At 66.7% G+C, this 22,450-nt stretch carries 18 protein-coding genes; 2 read left to right on the top strand and 16 right to left on the bottom strand.

Annotated features, from left to right (window positions below; translation table 11 throughout):
- Positions 1-37 precede the first annotated feature (37 nt).
- From sciP to V5F78_RS13985, 4 genes are all read right to left on the bottom strand, one after another.
- Positions 38-313 (bottom strand): CtrA inhibitor SciP, encoded by a 276-nt coding sequence (sciP, locus tag V5F78_RS13970; RefSeq protein WP_348847339.1) that lies wholly within the window; start codon positions 311-313, stop codon positions 38-40.
- Between the two features lie 326 nt (positions 314-639).
- Entirely contained in the window at positions 640-2,874 is a 2,235-nt protein-coding gene (glyS, locus tag V5F78_RS13975) for a glycine--tRNA ligase subunit beta (protein WP_394072181.1), read from the bottom strand.
- A gap of 61 nt (positions 2,875-2,935) precedes the next feature.
- Positions 2,936-4,291, bottom strand: a complete 1,356-nt coding sequence (locus V5F78_RS13980) for an MFS transporter (RefSeq protein WP_394072183.1) — start codon at positions 4,289-4,291, stop codon at positions 2,936-2,938.
- A 16-nt stretch (positions 4,292-4,307) separates the two neighbouring features.
- Positions 4,308-5,237: a glycine--tRNA ligase subunit alpha gene (locus tag V5F78_RS13985; protein ID WP_394072243.1), complete on the bottom strand. Its 930-nt coding sequence runs from the start codon at positions 5,235-5,237 to the stop codon at positions 4,308-4,310.
- A gap of 262 nt (positions 5,238-5,499) precedes the next feature.
- Here V5F78_RS13985 and V5F78_RS13990 point away from each other — a divergent pair, with 262 nt between their 5' ends.
- The gene (locus V5F78_RS13990) at positions 5,500-5,913 is read left to right on the top strand and encodes a hypothetical protein (protein WP_394072185.1); all 414 of its coding nucleotides are present in this window, start codon (positions 5,500-5,502) and stop codon (positions 5,911-5,913) included.
- Positions 5,914-5,997: 84 nt separating this feature from the next.
- Here V5F78_RS13990 and V5F78_RS13995 read toward each other — a convergent pair whose 3' ends face one another.
- From V5F78_RS13995 to V5F78_RS14015, 5 genes are all read right to left on the bottom strand, one after another.
- The gene (locus V5F78_RS13995; RefSeq protein ID WP_394072187.1) at positions 5,998-7,089 is read right to left on the bottom strand and encodes a TRAP transporter substrate-binding protein; all 1,092 of its coding nucleotides are present in this window, start codon (positions 7,087-7,089) and stop codon (positions 5,998-6,000) included.
- 157 nt (positions 7,090-7,246) lie between these two features.
- On the bottom strand, positions 7,247-8,383 hold the full coding sequence (locus V5F78_RS14000; RefSeq protein ID WP_394072189.1) for an Mrp/NBP35 family ATP-binding protein: 1,137 nt from the start codon (positions 8,381-8,383) through the stop codon (positions 7,247-7,249).
- 150 nt (positions 8,384-8,533) lie between these two features.
- Entirely contained in the window at positions 8,534-9,238 is a 705-nt protein-coding gene (locus V5F78_RS14005) for a uracil-DNA glycosylase family protein (RefSeq protein WP_394072191.1), read from the bottom strand.
- 99 nt (positions 9,239-9,337) lie between these two features.
- Entirely contained in the window at positions 9,338-9,949 is a 612-nt protein-coding gene (locus tag V5F78_RS14010; RefSeq protein ID WP_394072193.1) for a glutathione S-transferase family protein, read from the bottom strand.
- A gap of 69 nt (positions 9,950-10,018) precedes the next feature.
- Positions 10,019-10,504, bottom strand: coding sequence for a thermonuclease family protein (locus V5F78_RS14015; protein WP_394072245.1), 486 nt, complete (start codon positions 10,502-10,504; stop codon positions 10,019-10,021).
- A gap of 143 nt (positions 10,505-10,647) precedes the next feature.
- On the opposite strand from V5F78_RS14015, the gene V5F78_RS14020 reads away from it, so the two are divergent.
- A complete protein-coding gene (locus tag V5F78_RS14020; RefSeq protein ID WP_394072195.1) occupies positions 10,648-11,856 on the top strand; it encodes a sensor histidine kinase in 1,209 nt (402 codons plus the stop codon).
- Positions 11,857-11,873: 17 nt separating this feature from the next.
- Here the strand turns inward: V5F78_RS14020 and cobT are convergent, their stop codons facing one another.
- The 7 genes from cobT to V5F78_RS14055 all read right to left on the bottom strand — a co-directional run bounded on the left by cobT (position 11,874) and on the right by V5F78_RS14055 (position 22,278).
- On the bottom strand, positions 11,874-12,899 hold the full coding sequence (cobT, locus tag V5F78_RS14025) for a nicotinate-nucleotide--dimethylbenzimidazole phosphoribosyltransferase (protein ID WP_394072197.1): 1,026 nt from the start codon (positions 12,897-12,899) through the stop codon (positions 11,874-11,876).
- Positions 12,900-12,944: 45 nt separating this feature from the next.
- Positions 12,945-16,151, bottom strand: coding sequence for an efflux RND transporter permease subunit (locus tag V5F78_RS14030; protein WP_394072199.1), 3,207 nt, complete (start codon positions 16,149-16,151; stop codon positions 12,945-12,947).
- Positions 16,152-16,163: 12 nt separating this feature from the next.
- A complete protein-coding gene (locus V5F78_RS14035) occupies positions 16,164-17,354 on the bottom strand; it encodes an efflux RND transporter periplasmic adaptor subunit (protein WP_394072201.1) in 1,191 nt (396 codons plus the stop codon).
- A 139-nt stretch (positions 17,355-17,493) separates the two neighbouring features.
- Positions 17,494-19,062 carry a murein biosynthesis integral membrane protein MurJ gene (gene murJ, locus V5F78_RS14040; protein ID WP_394072203.1) on the bottom strand — a complete coding sequence of 523 codons (1,569 nt, stop codon included), beginning with the start codon at positions 19,060-19,062 and terminating at the stop codon, positions 17,494-17,496.
- Between the two features lie 159 nt (positions 19,063-19,221).
- A complete protein-coding gene (locus V5F78_RS14045; protein ID WP_394072205.1) occupies positions 19,222-20,376 on the bottom strand; it encodes a DegT/DnrJ/EryC1/StrS family aminotransferase in 1,155 nt (384 codons plus the stop codon).
- A gap of 23 nt (positions 20,377-20,399) precedes the next feature.
- Complete coding sequence (locus V5F78_RS14050) at positions 20,400-21,392, bottom strand: Gfo/Idh/MocA family oxidoreductase (protein WP_394072207.1); 993 nt, start codon at positions 21,390-21,392, stop codon at positions 20,400-20,402.
- Between the two features lie 250 nt (positions 21,393-21,642).
- A complete protein-coding gene (locus V5F78_RS14055) occupies positions 21,643-22,278 on the bottom strand; it encodes an outer membrane protein (RefSeq protein ID WP_394072209.1) in 636 nt (211 codons plus the stop codon).
- Between the last annotated feature and the right edge of the window lie 172 nt (positions 22,279-22,450).

The raw sequence follows: 22,450 nt of genomic DNA on the forward strand, positions 1-22,450 counted from the left end.
CGCGCGGCGAAGCCCGGCTTCCCCGCGGCGCCGGATTTCAGTTTCGATAATGCTGAATGCGCGTGGTGCGCAGGCCGGGCAAGCCGTGCTGGTCGATGGAAGCCTGCCACGAGAGGAACTCGTCCACCGTAAGCGTATAGCGCTTGCACGCCTCTTCCAGGCTGATGAGCCCGCCGCGCACCGCCGCCACCACTTCCGCCTTGCGCCGTATCACCCAGCGTCGAGTGTCCGGCGGCGGCAGATCCGCGATGGTCAACGGGCTCCCATCGGGCCCGATCACGTATTTCACCCTAGGCCGATAGGCATCGGTCATTGCTACGCTCACCCATTACTCAACCCAACCCTGGGCGAACGTGACAGGCGGCGATGAAGATTTCCCTAAAGGACAATAAAAAGGTGTTATTTACTTCTATTAACGCGAGTTAAAACCTATAACTTATGTGTAAATGCGAAGGTTATGCCCTCGTAACTGTCATTACAGTACGCGATAACTGAAAACGAAAACGCGAGCTGATCCTGAGGGCGCAAGACGAATCGAAACAAAGCCACCAAAACGGCAACCGCCGCGCTCCCGCTTTACGCAAGGCACGGCGGCTTCCGATGGTATTGGAGGATGCGCGGGGCGCAATCGGCGGGGAATTACCCCTCGATCCGGTCAAAATCGGCGATCGCACGCGTGGACGCGCGGATCTCATCCAGCAGCTTCAGGCGATTGATGCGCAATTGCGGCTCGCTCGCATTCACCGTCACCGCCTCGAAGAAGGTATCGACCGGGCCACGCAGATGGGCCAGCGCCGCCATGGCGGCTGCATAATCCTCCCGCGCCACCGCCTCGACCACCTGCGGCTTGACGGTTTCGATCATGGCCGCGAGGCGTTCCTCGGCCGGCTCCACCAGGAAGCGGGCGTCCGCCGGCCCCTCGTAGCGCTCGCCGTCCTTCTTCTCCTCGATGCGCAGGATGTTCACCGCGCGGCGATAGCCGGCCAGCAGGGTGGTGCCGTCCTCGGTCTCCAGGAAGCGCTGGAGTGCCTCGACGCGGCGCACGATCAATAGAAGATCGTCCTGGTTCTCGAGGCCGAACACCGCGTCCACCAGATCGTGGCGGGCGCCGCGCTCGCGCAGATGCACTTTCAGCCGCTCGGCGAAGAAAGCGAGCAGGTCGCGCGCCACGTCGCCGGAGAGGGTCTGTCCCTCCGCCCGCTCCATGGTCTGCGCATCCGCGCCGGGCGCCAGCTTCAGGATCCGCCGGGCGAGGCCCTGGAGCAGGTCGCTCACCACCTTGTCGGCCAGCGCACCCACGCGGAAGACGTCGTGCGGATGGCTGGCGTAATGCGCCTCCCCGAGGATCGGCCGCGTCGCCGAGACCAGAAGCGGCAGCAGCGGCAGGCGCAGATTATTGTCGAGCACGATACGGATGACGCCCAGGGCGGCGCGGCGCAGCGCGTAGGGATCCTTCGAGCCCGTCGGCTTCTCGTCGATGACCCAGAAGCCGACCAGCGTGTCGATCTTGTCCGCCAGCGCGACGGCGATGGACACCGGCGCGGTAGGCACGCGATCCGAGGGGCCCTGTGGCTTGTAATGATCCTCGCTCGCGGCGGCGATCTCGGCCGGCAGGCCCTCGCCCTGGGCATAATAGCGGCCCATCAAGCCCTGAAGCTCGGGGAACTCGCCCACCACTTCCGTCAGCAGGTCGGCCTTCGCCACCCGCGCGGCACGCGTGGCGAGCGCGGGATCGGCCCCCACCTGCGGCGCGATCTCGGCGGCCAAACGGGCGATACGCGCAATGCGCGCGCCCTGGCTGCCGAGCTTTTCATGGAAGGTGACGGAATCGAACTTGCCGAGGCGGCCTTCCAGCGTGCCCTTGCGGTCCGTGTCCCAGAAGAATTTCGCATCCGACAGGCGGGCGCGGATCACCCGCCCGTTGCCGGCGACGATCTCACCGCCGCCGTCGCTCGCGGCGATGTTGGAAATCAGGATGAAGCGATTGGCGAGGCGCCCGGTCTTCGGGTCCTTCAGCACGAAGCACTTCTGGTTGGCGCGGATGGTGGCGCGGATCACCTCGTCGGGGATGGAGAGGAACTCCTCCTCGAATTGACCGATCAGCACCACGGGCCATTCCACGAGACCGGCCACTTCCTCCAGCAGCGCTTCGTCCTCCACGAGGTCGAGCCCGTGGACCAGTGCGAGGTCCTTCGCGTCGGCGAGGATGATGTCCTTGCGGCGGTCACGGTCGACCACCACCTTGGCGGCCTCCAGCTTGGCGAGATAATCCTCCAGCCGCCGCACCTTGATGGGCGCCGGGGCCAGGAAGCGATGGCCGTGGGTGATGTCGGAGGAGACGATGCCGTCGATCTCGAAATGCACCACCTCCGGGTCTTCGACCTCGGTGCCGAAGGTGCACAGGATGGAATGCAGCGGCCGCACCCAGCGCAGGCTGCCCGAGCCCCAGCGCATGGATTTCGGCCAGGGGAAGCTGCGCACGATCTGCGGCACGATCTCAGCGATCACCTCGGTGGTCGGCCGGCCCGGCCGCTCCACCACCGCGACGTAGAAATCGCCCTTCTTGGGGTCGCTCTGAATACTCGCCTGCTCGATGGAGGCAAGGCCCGCGCTCTTCAGAAAGCCCTGGATGGCCCCCTCCGGCGCGCCGACGCGGGGGCCCTTCTTCTCCTCGCGCGTATCGCTCTGCCGGCCTGGCAGGCCGTGCACGGCGAGCGCAAGGCGGCGTGGCGTCACGAAGGCTTTCGCGCCCTCATAGAGCAGGCCACGTTCCACCAGGGCATCGGTGACGAGCTTGCGAAGCGATTCCGCCGCCTGCGCCTGCATGCGGGCCGGGATTTCTTCGCTGAACAATTCAAGGAGCAGATCGGGCATTGGCTTTGGCTCATCCTCCCGCAAGACGGGGGGCGGCGCGCGGGCGCCTTCTGGAGTGAAGTCAGGTCTGGCTGTTGCCTAGAGGGTTTCGCGGATCGCGTCGAGATGGCGCGGCCACCTGTTCGCGATCCAGAGGCAGGCCGGCGCGATCTTCCATGGTGAGAAGCCCGGCGAGCGCGATTGCCGCAAGCAGGATAAGATAGAGGGCGGGCGCCATGGCGCTGCCCATTTGCTCCTGAAGAAACACAGCAATGATGGGCGCCGTTCCGCCGCCGAGCCCAATGCCGAGGTTCCAGCTTATCGCCACCGCCGAGCAACGGGTCCGGTGGGCGAACATCTCCACCAGGGTCGCCGGCATGGTGCCGCCGCCGAGCGCGATCAGCACCGCAAAGCCCATCTGCCCGAGGAACACGTCCTGCGGCACCGCGCTGCTCAGCAGGCGAAACAGCGGCCAGGAAAATGCGATCATCCCAAGAAAGCCCGCGCCCAGCACCCATTTGCGGCCGATGCGGTCGCTGAGGGCGGCGAAGACCACGCACAGGATCAGCGTCACCATCATGTTGGCGGTGTTCATCTGGAGCGCCACGCGCGCACTGAGATGGTCCACCTGCTGCATGTAGGTCGTGAGATAAACGAAGATCAGATAGAAGATCACGCCCACGAGGAAGGTCATGGAATTGGCCCGCAGGATCGCGCGCCAATCCTCCCGGAACGCCCGCACCATGGGCGGTGCTTCCCCGGCTTCCGCCGTGCCCGTGTCCTGTGCCATGGATTTGCGCACGGCCAAGGCGAAGGCACCGAGCACGACGCCCAGCAGGAACGGAATGCGCCAACCCCAGTCTACCAACTGGTCCTGGGTGAGGAACGAGGCGGTCAGCGCGCCGATGCCAGAGCCCAGCAGCGTGCCGCCATTGCTGCCGACGGTGCAGAACGAGGTCACCAGGCCGCGCCAGCGCGGCACGCTGTTCTCGGCCAGGAATACCGCCGAGGTGGTGAACTCGCCACCGATGGAAACGCCCTGCGCGAGTCGCAGCACCAGCAGCATCACAGGTGCCGCCACGCCGACCATGGCGTACGTGGGCAGCAGGCCGATGGCGACCGTGGAGACCGTCATCAGCGCGGCAGACACAAACAGCGCCCGCTGGCGGCCATAGCGATCGCCGATATGCCCGAACAGGACGGCACCAAGCGGCCGCATGAGAAAGGACGCGGCGAAAATGCCGAACGCCGAGAGCAGGCCGACGACCGGGGAGGAATTAGGAAAGAAGTTTTTCGCGAAAATGCTGGCGAGGAAACCGTAAGCGGCGAAATCATACCATTCCAGGAAATTGCCCACGGCCCCTGCCGCCAGCATGTGGGGAGTGGCGGGCCCTTCCGGCGCGGGCGCGGCCGACTCCATGGGCATCGCCTCGCTCATGGTGCCCCCTTGCGCCTCAGGCAGTGGCGCCGCCGGCCTCGGTCTTCAGCCACGCCGCGCCGCAGCCCTTGGCGAGCTCGCGCACCCGCAGGATATAGCTCTGCCGTTCGGTGACCGATATCACGCCGCGCGCGTCCAGCAGGTTGAAAACGTGCGAGGCCTTGATGCATTGGTCATAGGCCGGCTGGGCCATGAGGTGGCGCTCGCCCGCGTCTCCGTCCGCGAGATATTTCGCGCACGCGGCTTCCGCCATCTTGAACTGCTCGAACAGCATGTCGGTGTCGGCATATTCGAAATTATGGCGCGAATATTCCTTTTCCGCCTGCAAGAACACGTCGCCATAAGTGGTCTTCTCGGCGCCCTCGCGGCCGTTGAAGTTCAGGTCGTAGACGTTTTCCACGCCCTGCACATACATGGCGAGGCGCTCCAGGCCATAGGTCAACTCACCGGAGACCGGGGCGCATTCGAAGCCCGCCACCTGCTGGAAATAGGTGAATTGCGAGACTTCCATACCGTCGCACCAGCATTCCCAGCCGAGGCCCCAGGCGCCGAGCGTCGGGCTCTCCCAATCGTCCTCGACAAAGCGCACGTCATGCAGGGTGGTGTCGATGCCGATGGCGGCGAGCGAGCGCAGATAGAGGTCCTGGAGGTTGTCGGGCGACGGCTTCAAGATCACCTGGAACTGGTAATAATGCTGCAGCCGGTTGGGGTTCTCGCCATAGCGCCCGTCCTTGGGGCGGCGCGAGGGCTGCACATAGGCGGCGCGCCAATGCTTGGGGCCGAGCGCCCGCAGCGTGGTGGCGGGATGGAAGGTGCCGGCGCCGACTTCCATGTCATAGGGCTGCAGCACCACGCAGCCCTGGTCCGCCCAGAAGCGCTGGAGCGCCAGCAGGAGGCCCTGGAAGGACCGGTCGGGCCGCATATGGGACGGAAGCGCGGGATCGATCATGGCATCGTTCTGACTGCGGCGGCAGCGCGGCTCGCGGGCGGCGGCCCCCGCCGCTTCCCGTGCCCCACCGCGGCCTCTGAGCACGCGAGGCGCTCCCCGAGGAACGCGCGCGGACACTAGGCGGGCGGCGAAGCGAGATCAAGCAGCGGCGAAAGGTTCCCGCCTAGCGCCGCGCTCGCGCTCAAACTTTGTGTGATTGAACCACTTAGCCGAGTTCGCGTTGGGTGCGCAGTGGGAGTTCACTTAAGGAGAACATAGCATGCGTAAACTCACTCTGGCCACGGCAGCGTTCCTGGCCCTCTCGACCATGGGCGCTTCCGCCCAGATGAGCGGAACCGCAGCCGGACAGGATCCGCACAAGGGTCCGGCTCAGGAAGGCGGCCGCACCCAGGCCACTCCGGGCGCCAGCGGTTCCGGCGTGATCGCACCCAACGACAAGGCTGCCGCCCCGACCCCGCACTCGGGGACGACCGCCGGTGATCCCCATTCCGGCCCCGCGCAGCAGGGCGGCCGCGCTCAGGCGACCCCGGGCGGTAGCAGCACCAGCGGCGGCGTGATCGACAGCACCGGCTCCATCACCCCGCGCAGCGGCACCGCCGCTGGCCAGGATCCGCACAAGGGTCCGGCCCAGGAAGGCGGCCGCACCCAGGCCACCCCGGGCGCCACCCGCTGAGCGGCTTAAGTGCCGTTAGTTAAGTAAAAACGCCCGGAATGCAGCGCATTCCGGGCGTTCTCTTATGTCCAGATACGTTTTGAATCAGCCGCGGGTGCGGGCACGCACCATATAGTCGTCATAGGTATATTCGACGATCTGCCACCACAGATATTCCTCGTTGCGGAATGCCTTGGCGTGGTCGTGGACCTTCTTGAAGTCCGGGTTCTTGGCGCCGATTTCCTCATAGAGTTCCTGAGCCGCCTTGTAGCAGGCGTCCATCATCTCATTGGGGAAGCGACGCAGCTGGGCGCCGGCCTTCACGAGGCTCTGAACCGCCTTGGGGTTCTTGGCGTCGTAATTCGCAAGCATGTCGACATTGGCCTGGGCGGCGGTGGAGCGCAGAACCGCCTGGTAATTCTTGGGCAGTTCGTTCCACTTTTCCTGGTTGTAGAAGAAGGTCAGCGAAGCGCAGCCTTCCCACCAGCCGGGATAATAATAATATTGCGCGACCTTCTGAAGACCGAGCTTCTCATCGTCATAGGGGCCGACCCATTCGGCGGCGTCGATGGTGCCCTTTTCCAGCGCGGGATAGATGTCGCCGCCGGCCAGCTGCTGCGGCACGACGCCGAGCTTGGCCATGATCTGGCCGGCGATGCCGGCGATGCGCATCTTGAGACCCTGGAGATCCTGGACCGTCTTGATTTCCTTACGGAACCAGCCACCCATCTGCCCGCCGGTGTTGCCACCCGGGAGCATGTAGACGTTATACTTCTTGTAGAATTCGTTGAGCAGCTCCAGGCCACCACCATGGTAGAACCAGGCATTGATCATGCGGGCGTTGAGGCCGAACGGAAAGGCCGAGCCGAACGCGAAGGTGGGATCCTTGCCGACGTAGTAGTAAGAGGCCGTGTGGCACATCTCGACGGTCTTGTTCTGCGTGGCGTCAAGCGCCTGCAGGCCGGGGACGATTTCGCCGGCAGCGAAAACCTGGATCTGGAACTTTCCGTCGGTCGCTTCCGCCACCGATTTCGCCATCAGCTCGGCCGCGCCGTAGATGGTGTCGAGGGATTTGGGGAAGGACGAGGTGCAGCGCCACTTCACTTCCGGCATGGTCTGGGCGATCGCCGGCATGGCGATGGCGGTGGAAGCGGCGACACCCGCGCCGGCGGCGGTGAGGAACTCACGGCGTTTCATTGATTGCACTCCCTGAAATTCTTTTATGACCACCTGCGTAAGACCAAAGTGTCGCGGGGTCATCCGCGACTTTCTTCTAACGGATGCAACCCCACCTTGGCGACCGGGGCGACGAAGAAATTTCACAGATGCCGTAGGGTCATCCCGCTGATGTGATCTATTCGATGACGATCCGGGGCGCCTTGCGCGCGCTCGCGCCGAGCCGCTCCATGGACGCGCGCACATTGCGTGCGATGTCGCGATAGAGTTCGGCCTGCGGGCTCTGCGGATCGCTGACCAGGACCGGCACGCCCGCATCGGACATCTCGCGGATGCGCATATGCAGGGGGATCGCGCCGAGGAACGGCACGTTCATCTTCTTCGCCTCGTCCCGCGCGCCGCCATGGCCGAAAATGTCCGAGCGCTCGCCGCAATGGGGGCACAGGAAATAGGACATGTTCTCGACCACGCCGAGAATCGGCACGTTCACGCGGTTGAACATGGCGATGCCGCGCCGCGCGTCGATCAGCGCCAGGTCCTGCGGGGTGGAGACGATGACCGCGCCGGCCAGGTTCACCTGCTGTGCCATGGTGAGCTGCGCGTCCCCGGTGCCGGGCGGCATGTCCACCACCAGCACGTCGAGCGGCCCCCATTTCACTTCCCGCAGCATCTGGGACAGGGCCGACATCACCATCGGCCCGCGCCAGATCATGGGGGTGTCCTCCTCCACCATGAAGCCGATGGACATGAGCTGGAGGCCGAAATTTTCCAGCGGGAGCATGGTGCGCCCGTCCACCAGCTCCGGCTTGCCGTGCACGCCGGAGAGGCGTGGCACCGAGGGGCCGTAGATGTCGGCGTCCAGAAGGCCGACCTTCAGGCCAAGATCACGCAGGCCGAGCGCCAGGTTGATCGCGACCGTGGACTTGCCCACCCCGCCCTTGCCGGAAGCGACCGCGATGATCGCGGCGACGCCCGGCACCTCGATGGCGCGCGCGGGCGCGCCGCCCGGTGCGCCATGGCTGTGGCCCGGTCCGGCCGGCGGCGCGCCGGCGGGGCGCGCACCCATCTTGCGCTCGGCGGTCAGCGCCACCAGCGCCGAGGCGACCCCCGGCATGGCCTTGACCGCGGTCTCGGCGGCGATGCGCACGCTCTCCCAGGCGCGGGCCTGCGCCGCGTCCACATTGATGGAGAGATACACCTTGCCGGAGGTGACGACGACACCCGACAGGGCGGGCGAGGCGGACAGCGGCACGCCTTCAGGGGTGCGAACCTGAGCGAGCGTTGCCCGAACCTCGGCTTCCGTCACTTCGGACATTCCGCGTCTCCTTCATGGACCGACACCCGCGAACCGGGTGGCCGCCTCACATTCACGTCGGGGCGGTAAAGCATCAGGTGGCGGGAGGCAAGGCTTGGCACAAGGAGGAGCCGCCGGAAAGATGCGGGATCCCATGCCGGATCGGCTGCCCTAGGAGGCGGACAGGGCGCGGCGAACATCCGCGCGCAGCTCCGGCAGGACCTCGGCCTCGAACCAGGGGTGGCGCTTCAGCCAGCCGGTATTGCGCCAGGAGGGGTGGGGCAAGGCATAGAGGCGCGGTCGCAGCGCCGCCGCCCGCACCGCGCGCCAGTTCTTCACCGTCTGCGTCAGGCTGGAGCCGAGCAGATCGGCAAGGCCCAGGCGGCGAAAATGATAGGCCTGCGCCGGGCGGCCGATGGTCAGCACGATGTCGAACTGCGGCAAAGCGGCGAACAGCCGGTCGTGCCACAGGCGCGCGCATTCCCGGCGTGGCGGCAGGTCGCCGCCGGCTGAATCCTGGCCCGGGAAGCAGAAGCCCATGGGGGCAATGGCGATGCGGGCGACGTCGTAGAATTCCTCCTGGCTCACCCCCATCCAGGCGCGCAGGCGGTCTCCGGAGGCATCGGTGAACGGCAGGCCGGAGAGATGCACCTTGGTGCCCGGCGCCTGGCTCGCCACCAGGATGCGCGCCGTCGGCGACACACGCAGCACCGGACGGGGCGCATGGGGCAACGGCAGCCCCAGCGGAGCCTCCACGCACGCACGGCAGGCGCGGATATCGGCCACCAGCGCGGCGAGATCCACGCGCGGCGCGCCCGCGTGCGCCGGTTGCGGCGCGCTCTCGCCCGGGTCCCTTCCGATCTCAGCCTTTGTCATCGCCACACGCCGGCCCTGCTGAAGCCTCCGCCACACCGGCGGCCGCTTCACATGGGGATGACACCTTGTCGGCGAAAGGGCAGTCGGCGGACGCTTGGCTCAGGCTTTGAAGCTCGGGCGCTCCGCCATCTGGGCGCGCCAACGGGCGATGTTCTTCAGCTCGGCGGGAACCTCGATCCGCGCCGCGACCGCGAAGTCCAGCGCGACTCCCGCCGTGATGTCGGCGACGCTGAAATCCGCGCCGGCGACGAAGGCGTTGCTGTCGAGCTGGCCGTCCAGGAATGAGAGGAAGTCGCGCACCTTGGGCTTGTTGGCCTCGCCCCATTCCTTCACCTGGGGCTGCTCGCGCTCCGCCATGCGGGGGTGCAGATGGCGGAAGGCGAACTGGATCGCCATGAGCAGCTCGATCTCCACCATGCGCTGCCACATCTCGATCACGCCCTGCTGCGTCGGCGTGGTGCCGAACAGACGCGGCTCGCCCTGCATGGCCTCGAAATAGCGGCAGATGGCGATGGTCTCGGCGATCACAGTGCCGTCGTCCAGCTCGAGCACCGGAACCCGGCGGCGCGGATGCAGCTTCACGAATTCGTCCTGCCAATGCTCAAGCTTGGTCAGATTGACCTCGACCGTGGGGACGGTGATCCCCTTTTCCGCGAGGAAGATGGCGACCCGTCGCGGGTTGGGTGCACCCGTGGTCATGTAAAGCTGCATGGCGTCGCCTCCGGTATCTGAGGGCACTCACCACGCAGCACAGCCCAGGTCAAGAGTGCGTGCGAGCGCTCAGCGCGGGTGGTCCGCGCGCCAGTCCGCCGGGCGCTGGAACGGCCCGGCCCAGAGGCCCAGACCCTGCCGCCTAGCCGCTTCCTGCCCCGCCTTGTAGGTTCGTCCGGAGAGGGCGAGCGCCAAGCCCTCCTCGACCATCACGCGCGCCACGTCGCGGCCGCGCGCGGTGCAGGTGCCGATGCGCCGGCCATAGACATCGGTGCCGCGCAGGCGGCAGGTGACCAGCGGCACGTCGAGCAATTGCGCGAGCCGGTGGTGCGCCGCCGCCCCGCACGGCCAGACCGCGCGCGGCGCGCCGCAGGTCTGCGCCAGCTCCGGCGCGTCGATGCCGTCGAGCCGCACGCGCAGATCCAGGATGCGCAGCGTGTCGCCATCCACGGCGAAGGCGGGGCCGGCGATCTCATCGTCCCGCGTCAGCAAGGCCGCGAGCGCGGCGAGCGCCAGAAGAAGGGCAGCGGCGGTGAGCAGATCGCGCAGGCGCATGCGGTGCAAGACGCGATTCCCGTGCGCATGGTCAATGGGGACCCGCCGCGTTAACCTTTCATTAACCCTCCTCGCGCAGGAGTCATTCTGAAACCTCCCGTGGGCAGACTCACCTGCCCAGGGGTGCGCGGAAGGTTCGGGCCATGGAACGCCTCTTCGGCTCTGGCGCTCGCCCCGCCCTCGGCCCCACCGGGACCGGGATGCCGAAAGGATTCCGCGCGGTCCGCCCGCGCGATCTTCCCCGCGCGGCCGGCCATCTGCAGGCCGCCCATCGCGCCGCGCGGCGCGCCGCCGGGCGGCTGGCGATCGCGGGCGCCGCCGCGCTGGCGGTTCTTCTGCTCGCGGTCCTTCTCCAGCCCTCGCCCCTGGTCCGGACGCTGCTCCTGTTGGTCGCCCTCGGGCTCGCGCTCGATGCCGTCCGGCAGGGCCTGCGCCTTCACCAGGCGTTGCGCGCCGGCACGCGGGCCTTGGCGCGGTTGACGCAAAGCGCGGCGCGCGCCGCGCGCGCAATCGCCGAGGCGCAGGCGGAAAACGCGGCCAAGTCGCGCTTCCTGGCCGAGATGAGCCATGAGTTGCGCACCCCGCTGAACGCGGTGATCGGCTTTTCCGAAATGATGGCCGAAGAAGTGCTCGGCCCCCATGCGGTCGCGGCCTATGGCGATTATGCCCGCGACATCCACAGCTCGGGCCGGCACCTGCTGGCGCTCGCCGACGACATCCTCGACGTGGCCCGCATCGAGACCGGTCATCGCACCTTGCTGGAGACGGCGGTCAGCCTCGATGCGCTGGCGGCGGATTGCGCCCACATGATGCGCTTGTCCGCCCACGGAAAGGCCATGCGCCTGGCCGTGGTCGCATCGCCCAACGCGCCGCGCCTGTGGGCGGACGAGCGGGCGTTGCGGCAGATCACGCTGAACCTGCTGGCCAATGCGGTGAAGTTCACGCCGGCCGGCGGAACCGTAAGCCTGCACGTGGGCCTGAGTGAAACCGGCGCGCCGTTCCTCGCGATCGAGGATACCGGCCCGGGCATCGGCGCAGCCGAGTTGCCGTTGAAACTGGAGGCCCACAACCGGGAAAGCCGGCTCGATCTCGCCACCGGGCGCGGCGCCGGGCTTGGGCTCGCCATCGCGCGCGGACTCGCTGCGCTGCACGGCGCGCGCCTCACCCTGGAGCCGAGGCCGGCGGGCGGGACGCGGGCGCAGGTGACCTTCCCCCCCTCCCGCGCGCTGCCGGCAGGCGAGCCGGAGACCGCGGGAGAGCAGATGGGGGCGCATGCGCGCGCGCGTCATCCGTCAGATGAGGATGTGCCGCCTTCATCACGCCGGACAACGCGCCTCGCGGCGGCCGAATAACCGCCGGACGCAGGCGCTCAGTCCTTGTCGGAAACGCCCGCTTCGGCAAATGTCGCCATGCCGCGATGGCAGGCCACCGCCGCCTTCACGATTCCCACCGCCAGCGCCCCGCCGGACCCTTCTCCGAGCCGCATGCCTAGGTCCAGCAGCGGCTCAAGGCCGAGATTTTCCAGCAGCTGGCGGTGCGCCCGCTCGGCCGAGACATGGCCGGCGAGGCAATGGTCGAGGGCCGTCGGGTCCATCGCGTGGAGCACGGCGGCGGCGGCCGTCACCACATAGCCATCGAGGATCACCGGCACCCGTTCATGGCGCGCGGAGATGATGGCGCCCGCCATGGCGGCAAGCTCGCGCCCGCCGAGGCGGCGCAGCACTTCCAGGGGGTCGCCGAGCGCGGCACGGTGCAGCTCCACCGCTTCGCGCACCGCATTGATCTTGCGGGCGAGCACCTCGCCCGATGCGCCGGTGCCGGCGCCCACCCATTCCTCCGCCGTTCCGCCATAGAGGCCATGGCAGATGGCGGCGGCGACCGTGGTGTTGCCAATGCCCATTTCGCCCAGCACCAGCACATCGGCGCCGCCGGCGATCGCCTGCATGCCGAACGCCATGGTGGCGGCGCAGGCACGCTCGTCCAGCGCCGCTTCCTGGGAGATATCGCCGGTCGGCAGGTCGAGCGCGAGATCGAACACCCGCAGCCCGGCATCGAAGGTGGCGCAGATCTGATTCACCGCTGCCTTGCCGGCGGTGAAGGTGTCCAGCATCTGCTTGGTGACGGAATTGGGATAAGGCGAGACGCCGCGCTCGGTCACGCCATGGGTGCCGGCGAACACCGCCACCATGGGCCGGTCCGCCGTGGGCATGGCCTTGCCTTGCCAGGCGGCGAGATGGGCGGCGATATCCTCCAGCCGCCCGAGCGCGCCGGGTGGCTTCACCAATTGGCCCTGCCGCTCGCGTGCGGCGTCGCGCGCCGCTTCGTCCGGGCCCGGCAGGGTCGCGATCAGCTGGCGGATATCGTCGAAGGGGAGACCGGTTTCGGCAGAGTGCATGACGCTCTCGATGGGAATGACGCGCGGCTTCTGCCGCGCACCTTTCTATTCCGCCGGAGCGGGATGGTCACCTGTCGGATGCGACCCGGCGGGATGATCGCCGGAGCCATCCTTGGCCCGCTTGCGCCCGAGCGCGGCCAACCAGCGCGCGGTCACGTAGAACACCGGGGTGAAGATGAGGCCGAACAGCGTCACGCCGATCATGCCGGAGAACACCGCCGTGCCCAGCGCCTGGCGCAATTCCGCGCCGGCGCCGATCGCCCACACCAGCGGCACCACGCCGAGGATGAAGGCGAGCGAGGTCATGACGATGGGACGCAGACGCAGCCGGGCGGCTTCCACCGCCGCCTCCTGGCGCCCGTGGCCCTGGTCCTCCAGCTGCTTGGCGAACTCCACGATCAGAATCGCGTTCTTCGCCGCCAAGCCTATCAGCACGATGAAGCCGACCTGGGTGAGGATGTTGTTATCCTGACCGCGCAGAATCACGCCGAGAAGCGCCGCGACCAGGCACATGGGCACGATGAGAATGACCGCCAGCGGCAGGGTCAGGCTCTCATATTGCGCCGCCAGCACCAGGAACACGAACACCACGCCCAGGGCAAAGGCGAAGATGGCGGTGTTGCCGGCCCTTTGCTGCTGGTAGGCGAGCGCGGTCCATTCATAGGAGAAGCCCTGCGGCAGAACCTGTGCCGCCAGCTTCTGCATGATCGCCATCGCTTGGCCCTGGGAATAGCCGGGCGCCGGACTGCCGTCGAGTTCCGCCGCCGGATACAGATTGTAGCGCGGCACGCGATAGGGGCCGGAAATGTCCGAGATGGTCGTGAACGACCCGAGCGGCACGGTATCGCCTGCCGCATTGCGCACGCGGATGGCGAGAATGTCCTTCGGATCCAGGCGGTAAGGTGCATCCGCCTGCACCTGCACGCGGAAGGTTCGCGAGAACAGGTTGAAGTCGTTCACATAGCTCGAGCCGATATAGGTCTGTAGCGCAGCGAACACATTGCCCACGTCCACCTGGAGCAACTGGGCCTTCGAGCGGTCGATGTCGAGATACATCTGCGGTGTCGAGGTCTCGAACAGCGAATAGACCTGCATCAGGCCAGGGGTCTTCGCCGCCGCGCCCATCATGGCATATACCGCACCCTGGAGCGCCGGATAGCCGGCGCCGACCCGGTCCTCCACCATCATGCGGAAGCCGCCGGCATTGCCGATGCCGTTCACCGGCGGCGGCTGCACCACGATCAGCAAGGCTTCCTGGATCGAGGCGAGCTTGCGGAACAGTTGCCCCTGCACCGCGGTCGCGGTGCGGGTGGGGTCACCGCCGCGCTGCGAGAACGGCTCCAGGATCACGAACATGGCGCCGGCGTTCGGCGCATTGGTGAAGGTGGCGCCCGAGAAGCCGGCGATGTTGATGATGTGACCGACGCCGGGGGTGCCGATCACCTGGTCCGCCGCCGCCTTCATCACCGCTTCGGTGCGCTGCATGGAGGCGCCGGGCGGCAATTGCACGGCGACGATCAGATAGCCGCGATCCTGCTGCGGAATGAAGCCCTGGGGCGTCGTCACGAAAAGATAGCCGCCGAAGCCGACGATGCCGACATAGACGATCAGCACCAGCGCGACGATGCGCACCAGTCGCCGGGTCATCCAGGCATAGCCGTTGCCCAAGCCCTCGAACATGCGGTTGAAGATGCGGAAGAAGCCGACCAGGGGCCGGGCGTACCAGGCGACCGGCGCGTCCGCATGTGCATGCGGACGCAGCAGCAGCGCGCACATGGCGGGCGAAAGCGTCAGCGAGACCAGCAGCGAGATCAGGGTCGATCCGGCGATGGTCAGCGCGAACTGGCGATAGAACTGGCCCGAGATACCCGTGATGAAGGCGGTGGGAATAAACACCGCCGAGAGCACCAGCGAAATCGCCACCAGCGCCCCGCCCACCTCGTCCATTGTCTTGTAGGCGGCATCGCGCGGACTAAGCCCCGCCTCGATATTGCGCTCCACGTTCTCCACCACGACGATCGCGTCGTCGACCACGATGCCGATGGCCAGCACCAGGCCGAACAGCGACAGATTGTTCAGCGAGAAGCCGAACAGCGTCATGACGAAGAAGGTGCCCACCAGCGAGATCGGGATCGCCAGGATCGGGATGATCGCGGCGCGCCATGTCTGGAGGAACAGGATCACCACCAGCACCACCAGCACCACGGCCTCGCCGATGGTGTGGATCACCGCCTCGACCGACTGCTGGATGAATTCGGTGGGGTTGTAATAGATCGCGTATTTCAGGCCCGAAGGCAGATCCTTGCCCAGCTCCGCCATCTTCGCCACCACCGCATTGCCGGTGGACAGCGCGTTCGAGCCGGGGCGCTGGAACACGCCGAGCGAGATGGCGACGTCCCGGTCGAGGAACGAGGTGGAGGAATAGTCCTGCGCGGTGATCTCCACGCGGGCCACGTCCTTCAGCCGCACCAGCGCGGTATTGGTCTGCTTGATGACCACATTGCCGAACTGGGTGGGATCGGACAGGCGCCCGAGCGTGCGCACCGCGATCTGGAACGCGCGCTGCTGCGGCACCGGCGGCTGGTTCAGCACGCCGGAGGCCACCTGCACGTTCTGCGCCTGGAGCGCTGTGACCACATCCCCCGCGGTGAGGTTCAATTCCTGAAGCCGCGCCGGATCGAGCCATACCTGCATGGCATAGTCGCGCGCGCCGAACACGGTGATCGAGCCGACGCCGTCGATACGCGAGAGCACGTCCTTGATCTGGACGTTCGCAACATTGGAGATGAACAGCGGATCGCGCGAACCATCGGGCGAATAAAGGCTCACCACCAGCATCAGGTCGGGCGAGCTCTTCGCCGTTACGATGCCGATCTGCTGCACTTCCTGCGGGAGGCGCGGCTGGGCGATGGCGACGCGGTTCTGCACCTGCACCTGGGCGATGTCGAGATTGGTGCCGAGGTCGAAGGTGACGGAGATGGAGAAGCGGCCGTCAGCGGACGAATTGGAGGAGACATAGAGCATGCCCTCCACGCCGTTGATCTGCTGCTCGATGGGCGTCACCACCGTCTCGGCCACCACCTCGGCGCTGGCGCCGGGATATTGGCCGGTGACGGTGATCACCGGCGGGGCGATCTCGGGATATTGGGCGACCGGAAGACGCAGGTAGGACACCGCGCCGAGAATCAGCACGACCACCGAGACGACGGACGCGAAGATGGGACGGTCGATGAAGAAATGGGAGAAGCGCATGGGGTCTTCTCCTCACTTCGCCGTGGTGGCGCTTGAACCTGAAGTGGCTGCGGCGGGCGCGGCGGCGGGCGTCGCCGGAGCTTCCTGCGGCGTCACCTTCACGCCCGGACGCACGCGCATCAGCCCGTTCACCACCACCAGATCCTCGGGAGAAAGACCGGACTTGACGACCCGCGCCGTGCCTTCCAGCTGGCCGATCTCGACGAACTTCTGCTGGATCACATTCTCGGGGCCGACCACATAGACGAACTTGCGCAACTGCTCGCTGCCGATCGCCGAATCCGGCACGGTCAGCGCCTGATAGGGCGCCGAGGCGGGCAGCTGGATGCGCGCGAACATGCCGGGGCGGAACAGGTCGTTCTTATTATCGAACACCGCGCGACCGCGGATCGTGCCGGTGGCGCGATCGACCACATTGTTCAGGAAGTCCATCTTGCCGACATGCACGAAGGTCTTGTCGTCGATCAGCTTCAGCTTCACCGGCCCGCCGGTCAGTGCCTTGCCGTCGTTGAGCCGCTGGTAGCGCAGGAGCGAGGCTTCGTCGAAGGTGAACTCGAAGCGGATCGGATCGGTGGAAACGATGATCGCGAGCAGCGTCGGCGAAGCGCCGGCACCGCCAAGCACGTAATTGCCCACCGACACGCGGCGATCACCGATGCGGCCGGCGACCGGCGCGCGCAGCTCGGTGAATTCAAGGTCAAGCTTGGCCGAGGCGACGGCGGCTTCCTGCGCCTGCACCGTTGCGGCGGCGGTCCGCTCGGTCTGGGTGCGCTGGTCGAAGGCCTGCTTGGAGATGGCGTTGGAGGTCTTGTCCTGGAGCAGGGTACGGGCACGCTCGAGGTCAGTCTGGGCGAAATCGAGATTGGCCTTGGCGACCGCGAGGTTCGCCTGCGCGGAATCGAGCGCGATCTTGAAGGGGCGCTGGTCGATGGTGAACAGCAGGTCGCCTTCCTTCACCAACTGGCCGTCGGTGAAGTGGATCTTGTCCAGATAGCCCGAGACGCGCGCATGCACGTTCACTTCGTTGATGGCAACGAAGCGCCCGACATATTCGTCATAGTCCGTGATGGTCTGGCTCTTGGCCTTCGCCACGGTGACGGCGGGCGGCGGGGGAGCGGCCTGCTGCTGCGGCTGGCTGCACCCCGCGAGAACAAAACCAACAGAAAGAAGAGCGGCAAGCGGAAGGCGGGCCGATACGGACATGAATGATGCTCCGACAGGCACCACCTATGGCGCCCCATGATTGTCAGAGTGACGGGCGGCGCCTTCCGCAATCGACGTGCCACGTCACTAGCGATGGTCGAATAGCACAGCGATGTGCGATGCAAAACGCTTTAAAGCGTTAATCTGTGGTTCGTGCGACGTCCGAGGCGGCGGAAGCGCGCCGCCCGGCAAGGCCTCGCAGGAACCTTCGACCCAGCATTGCCCAAACGGAAAGCGCATAGGCAAGACCTCCCGCGCCAACCACCAGCACGAAGATCACTTCCTCGCGAGCAAAGGTGAATCCCGCTGTGAGCTTCGCCGCCAAAGGACCCGCCCCCAGCAGCACCCCCGCCAGCACGACGGCGCACACCGCGAGCCGCAACAGATTGCCCGGCAAGGTGCCATCGCCCACGGGCAGCCCCTGGCGGCGGGCAAACCAGATCAGCAGGCCGAGATTGATCCAGCCGCCGAGGGCCGTCGCGAGCGCCAGCCCCACCTGCGCCAGCGCGCCCATGAGGGCGAACTTCAGCGCCACATTGATCGCCACCGCCAGCAGCGCCGCCTTCATCGGGGTCGCGGTATCGCCGCGGGCATGGAACGGCGCGATGAAGGCGCGCACGACCACGAAGGCGATCAGACCGATGCCGTAGGCCTGCAAGGTGGCGGCCGCTTCCGCCGCATCGCCGCGCGTGAAAGCACCGCGCGCGAACAGGGCGCGCATGGTGAGATCGGGAATCAGCAGCGCCGCAACCACGAATGGCAGCGCCAGCAGCACCGCCAGCTCGATGGAACGGGCCTGCGCATGGGCCGCGCCCGCATCATCGCCGCCGGCGAGCCGGCGCGACATTTCGGGCAGCAGCACCGTGCCGATGGCGATGCCCACCACGCCGATCGGCAATTGGTTGATGCGGTCCGCATAATAAAGCGCCGAAAGCGCGCCGGTGGGCAGGAAGGTGGCGATGATGGTATCGGCGAACAACGCGATCTGCACCCCGGCCGATCCGATGATGGCCGGACCGAGCGCCTTGAGGAATTGCCGCGTGCCGGGATCGAGGCGCGGCCGCCCGAAGCGCAAGCCGATTCCCGTGCGCTCCGCATCCCAGCCGACCAGAATCACCTGCCCGACGCCCGAGATCAGCACGCCCCACGCCGCCGCATGCCCAGCGGTGGGAAAGGCCGCCGCGCTCAGCAGCGTGCCGACCATGCACACATTCAGCAGGATGGGCGACGCCGCCGCCATGGCGAACCGGTCGGAGGCATTGAGCGCGCCGGAAATCAGCGTCGCCACCGAAATCAGCGCCAGATAGGGAAAGGTGATGCGCGTCAGCGTGATCGCCAGCGCGAACCGCTCGGGGTCATCGGCGAGGCCCGGCGCGAGCAGGCCCACGAACTGGGGTGTGAAGGCCAGTGCCCCCGCCAGCAGCACGCCGTGCACCAGCGCCATGGCGGTGAGGATCTCGTCGGCGAAGGCGCGCGCGGTCGCGGTGCCCCCCTGCTCCTTCAGCCGGGCATAAGTCGGTACGAAGGCGGCGTTGAACGCTCCTTCCGCGAAGATGGCGCGGAAATGATTGGGCAGGCGGAAGGCGACGAGAAACGCATCCGCCACCGGCCCGGCGCCCAGCACGGCGGCCATGACGACATCGCGCACGAAGCCAGCGAGCCGCGAAAGCAGCGTCAGCCCGCCGACGGAAAGGATGTTGCGGAACATGGGCCGGCTTTTCGTGACAGGCGGACAATGGCGGCGTGCGGCCGCGACGGGAATGCACCCATCGCGGCGATTCGCCCGCGCAGCATAAGCGAAAGCCGTCGCCCGCCCCACAGCGCCGGTCTGGCGCCGAAACGGGAGCAGCGCCGGGGGCGCGGCCCGCTATGCGGCGAGCGCGCGCCGCACGGCCGCGATGATCCGATCCTGCGTCGCCTCGTCGAGATAGGCATGCATCGGCAGGCTGATGACCTCCTCGCACAAGGTCTCGGCCACCGGCAAAATCGCGCCCGCCGCCGGATAGGCGCCATAGGCGGGCTGGAGATGCATGGGGATGCGATAATAAACGGCGGTGGGGATGCCTTCCGCCTTCAGGGCTTCGGCCAGCGCATCGCGACGGCCCGGCGCGAGGCGGATGGTGTATTGCGCCCACACGGAGGTCGCGCGCGGATCGACGAAAGGCACCACCGCCACATCCGCGAGCTGCGCGTTGTAGCGCGCGGCCACCTTGTCCCGGGCGGCGATCTCTTCCTCGAAGATGGCGAGCTTCTCCAGCAGCACCGCCGCCTGGATGGTGTCGAGCCGCGCGGTCATGCCGATGCGCACGTTCTGATACTTGTCCACGCCCTGCCCGTGCTCGCGCACGCTCTTCAGCACGGTGACGAGCTCCGCGTCATCGGTGAAGATGGCACCGCCGTCGCCATAGCAGCCGAGCGGCTTGGCCGGAAAGAAGGAGGTCGCGGCGGCATCGCCGATGCTGCCGGTGCGCTTGTTGTTCCAGGTGCCGCCGAAGCCCTGGGCGGTATCCGCCAGCACCTTCAGCCCGTGGCGCTCCGCGATCGGCAGCAGCGCGTCATAATCGGCCGGCTGGCCGAACAGATCCACCGGGATCACAACCTTGGGGATCAGCCCCTGGTCCTTGGCGACATCAATCGCCAGTTCCAGGCTCTCGGGATCCATGTTGAAGGTGTCTTCCTTCACATCCACAAACACCGGCGTCGCGCCGACCCACGGCACCACTTCGGCGGTGGCGCAGAAGGTGAAGGCGGGGCAGAACACGGCATCGCCCGCCTTTACGTCCCACGCCATCAGCAGCAGCGCCAGCGCGTCGGTGCCGCTGGAGCAGGCGACCGCGTACTTCGAGCCGGCGAAGGCGGCGAGCCGCTCCTCCAGCAGTGTCACTTCCGGGCCATTGATGAAGCGGCAGGAATTCAGCACGCCCTGCACGGCCTGATCAATCTGCGCGCCGATCCGCTGGCGCTGGGCGGCGAGGTCGATGAAGGGAATGGGTGCCATCTGGGCCTTCACGTGAGACGTCATGATTTGTCCTTGAAAGGGGCCATTCAGCCTGCGGCTCGAAGGCGGGCCGTGCGCGCCTTCGCTTCCGCGCGCTCGCTGAGGCAGGCGATGGCGATTTCCAGGCTCGCGACACCTTCTTCGCCGGTGACCGGCGGCGGATTGCCGGTGCGCACCGCCTGGAGGAAATTCTCCAGCTCCGTGCGCAGCGGTTCGGAATAGGCCACCGGCAGGTGGCGCATGGAATAGGCGCCGTCCGGCCGATAGTCGAAGCATTCGGTGACCTGGCGGGTCAGCAGGTCGCCGATCACATATTTCTTGCGGGTCGCCACATGCACGGTGCGCGCCTTGAACGGCGTCAGCCAATTGGTGTTGATGTGCGCCAGCACGCCCGAGGCGGTGCGGAACTGCAGCAGCGCGATATCCTCGCGCTCGGCCATGGCGCTGGAGGTCTGCGGCTGCAACTCGACGATGTCCGATTCGGTGAACCAGCGGATCAGGTCGATGTCGTGCACCGCAAGGTCAATGACCACGCCGACATTGGACATGCGGGGGGGAAACGGTCCGACGCGGGTGATGGCGATGGAGAGCAAATCCTCGCCGCGGATCGCTTCCTTCACCGTCTGCACGGCGGGATTGAAACGCTCCACATGGCCGACCATCAGCGTCACGCCCCGCGCTTTGGCGGCGGCGATGATCTCGCGGCCCTGTTCGGCGGTGGAGGCGACCGGCTTTTCCACCAGCACCGAGGTGCCAGCATTGATGATGTCCAGCGCGATCGGGTGGTGCAGATGGGTCGGCGCGGCGACGATGATGGCGTCGAGGCCCAGTTCCAGCAGCGCACGATGATCCGCCACAGCCTGGCAGCCGAGAAAACCCGCGACGCGGCCCGCCTGCCCGGCATCGGGATCGGCGATGGCCACCAGTTCGGCGCCCGGCAATTGGGACAGCACGCGGGCATGGTTGGAGCCCATGATGCCGATGCCGGTAACGCCGACACGGATGCGGCGCTGCCCCAGAGATGCTCTGTCCTGAGCCATGAGAGGCCTCTTTCTTTGTCGCTCCGTCCGGCTCCTATCACGGGAGATGCGCCGGACGCGAGCCGCGCGGGTCCGTTCGACCCTTCGCGACGTTCAAGAATTGCGTCGGCGTATTACCGGAGATGCTGCAACGCGGCAAATCCCGCTACGGTAATTCAATGCTTCCCGGCGGCCCGCGCGCGGTGCCTATCCATAAAAAAAGGGATGCGCGGCCGCGCATCCCTCTCTCCGACACCGCGTTCGCGCAGGTCTAGAATTTGTAGTTCACGCCCAAGCGGGTGGTGCTCGAGGTCAACCCCGCATCCGCGCCGATATTGTCGTAAGTTTTCGAGCCGAGGTCGGTATAGAGATACTCGGCGCGGGCGGTCCAATTGTTGGTCAGCGCATATTCCAGGCCGCCGCCCACGGTCCATCCCACATGGGTGTTGGAATCGCTGAGGCCGAAATCGGTGATGGTGTTCTTGCCATAGGCAAGGCCGCCGGTGACATAGGGTAAAACGCGATCGAACGCATAGCCGAGGCGCGCGCGCACGGTTCCGAAATAATCCAGCTTGCTGGAGAGGCCATAGGCGCCGCTGGAGATATCGCCGCCCTGAAGATCGGCCTCCACGCCCACGAGAACATTGTTCACGAATTGGTAATTATAGCCAACCTGCCCGCCTGCGGACCAGCCGGAGGGATTGAGCCCGTAGAAATCGGCCGCATCCTTGCCCGAGCCCCAGCTGTATCCGGCGTTGCCGCCGATATAGAAGCCGGTCCAGGAGAAAACGGGCGGAGCGGTGACCACCCGCGCCGGCGCGGGAGCAGGCCTGCTCAGATCGGCCGCCATGGCGGGCACCGCGAGCAAGGTGCTCAGCAGGGCACCGGGCAGAAGAAGCCTTTTCATAAGACGCACCTCGACACTTGACGCGAAGCGTAGCCTGCGCCCCCAGGCCGGCCCGGAGATGGCGGGTGGAAGGCGAAGGCGTGGCAGGGAGAGGGTCTCTCCATGGCGCCTCGCGCCCTTCTACGGCACCAAAATACCTCCAATATCGCAAAGAAAAACCCCGGGCTTGCGC

The sequence above is a fragment of the Roseixanthobacter glucoisosaccharinicivorans genome (genome assembly GCF_043195095.2).
In the GTDB taxonomy this organism is placed as follows: domain Bacteria; phylum Pseudomonadota; class Alphaproteobacteria; order Rhizobiales; family Xanthobacteraceae; genus NCEH01.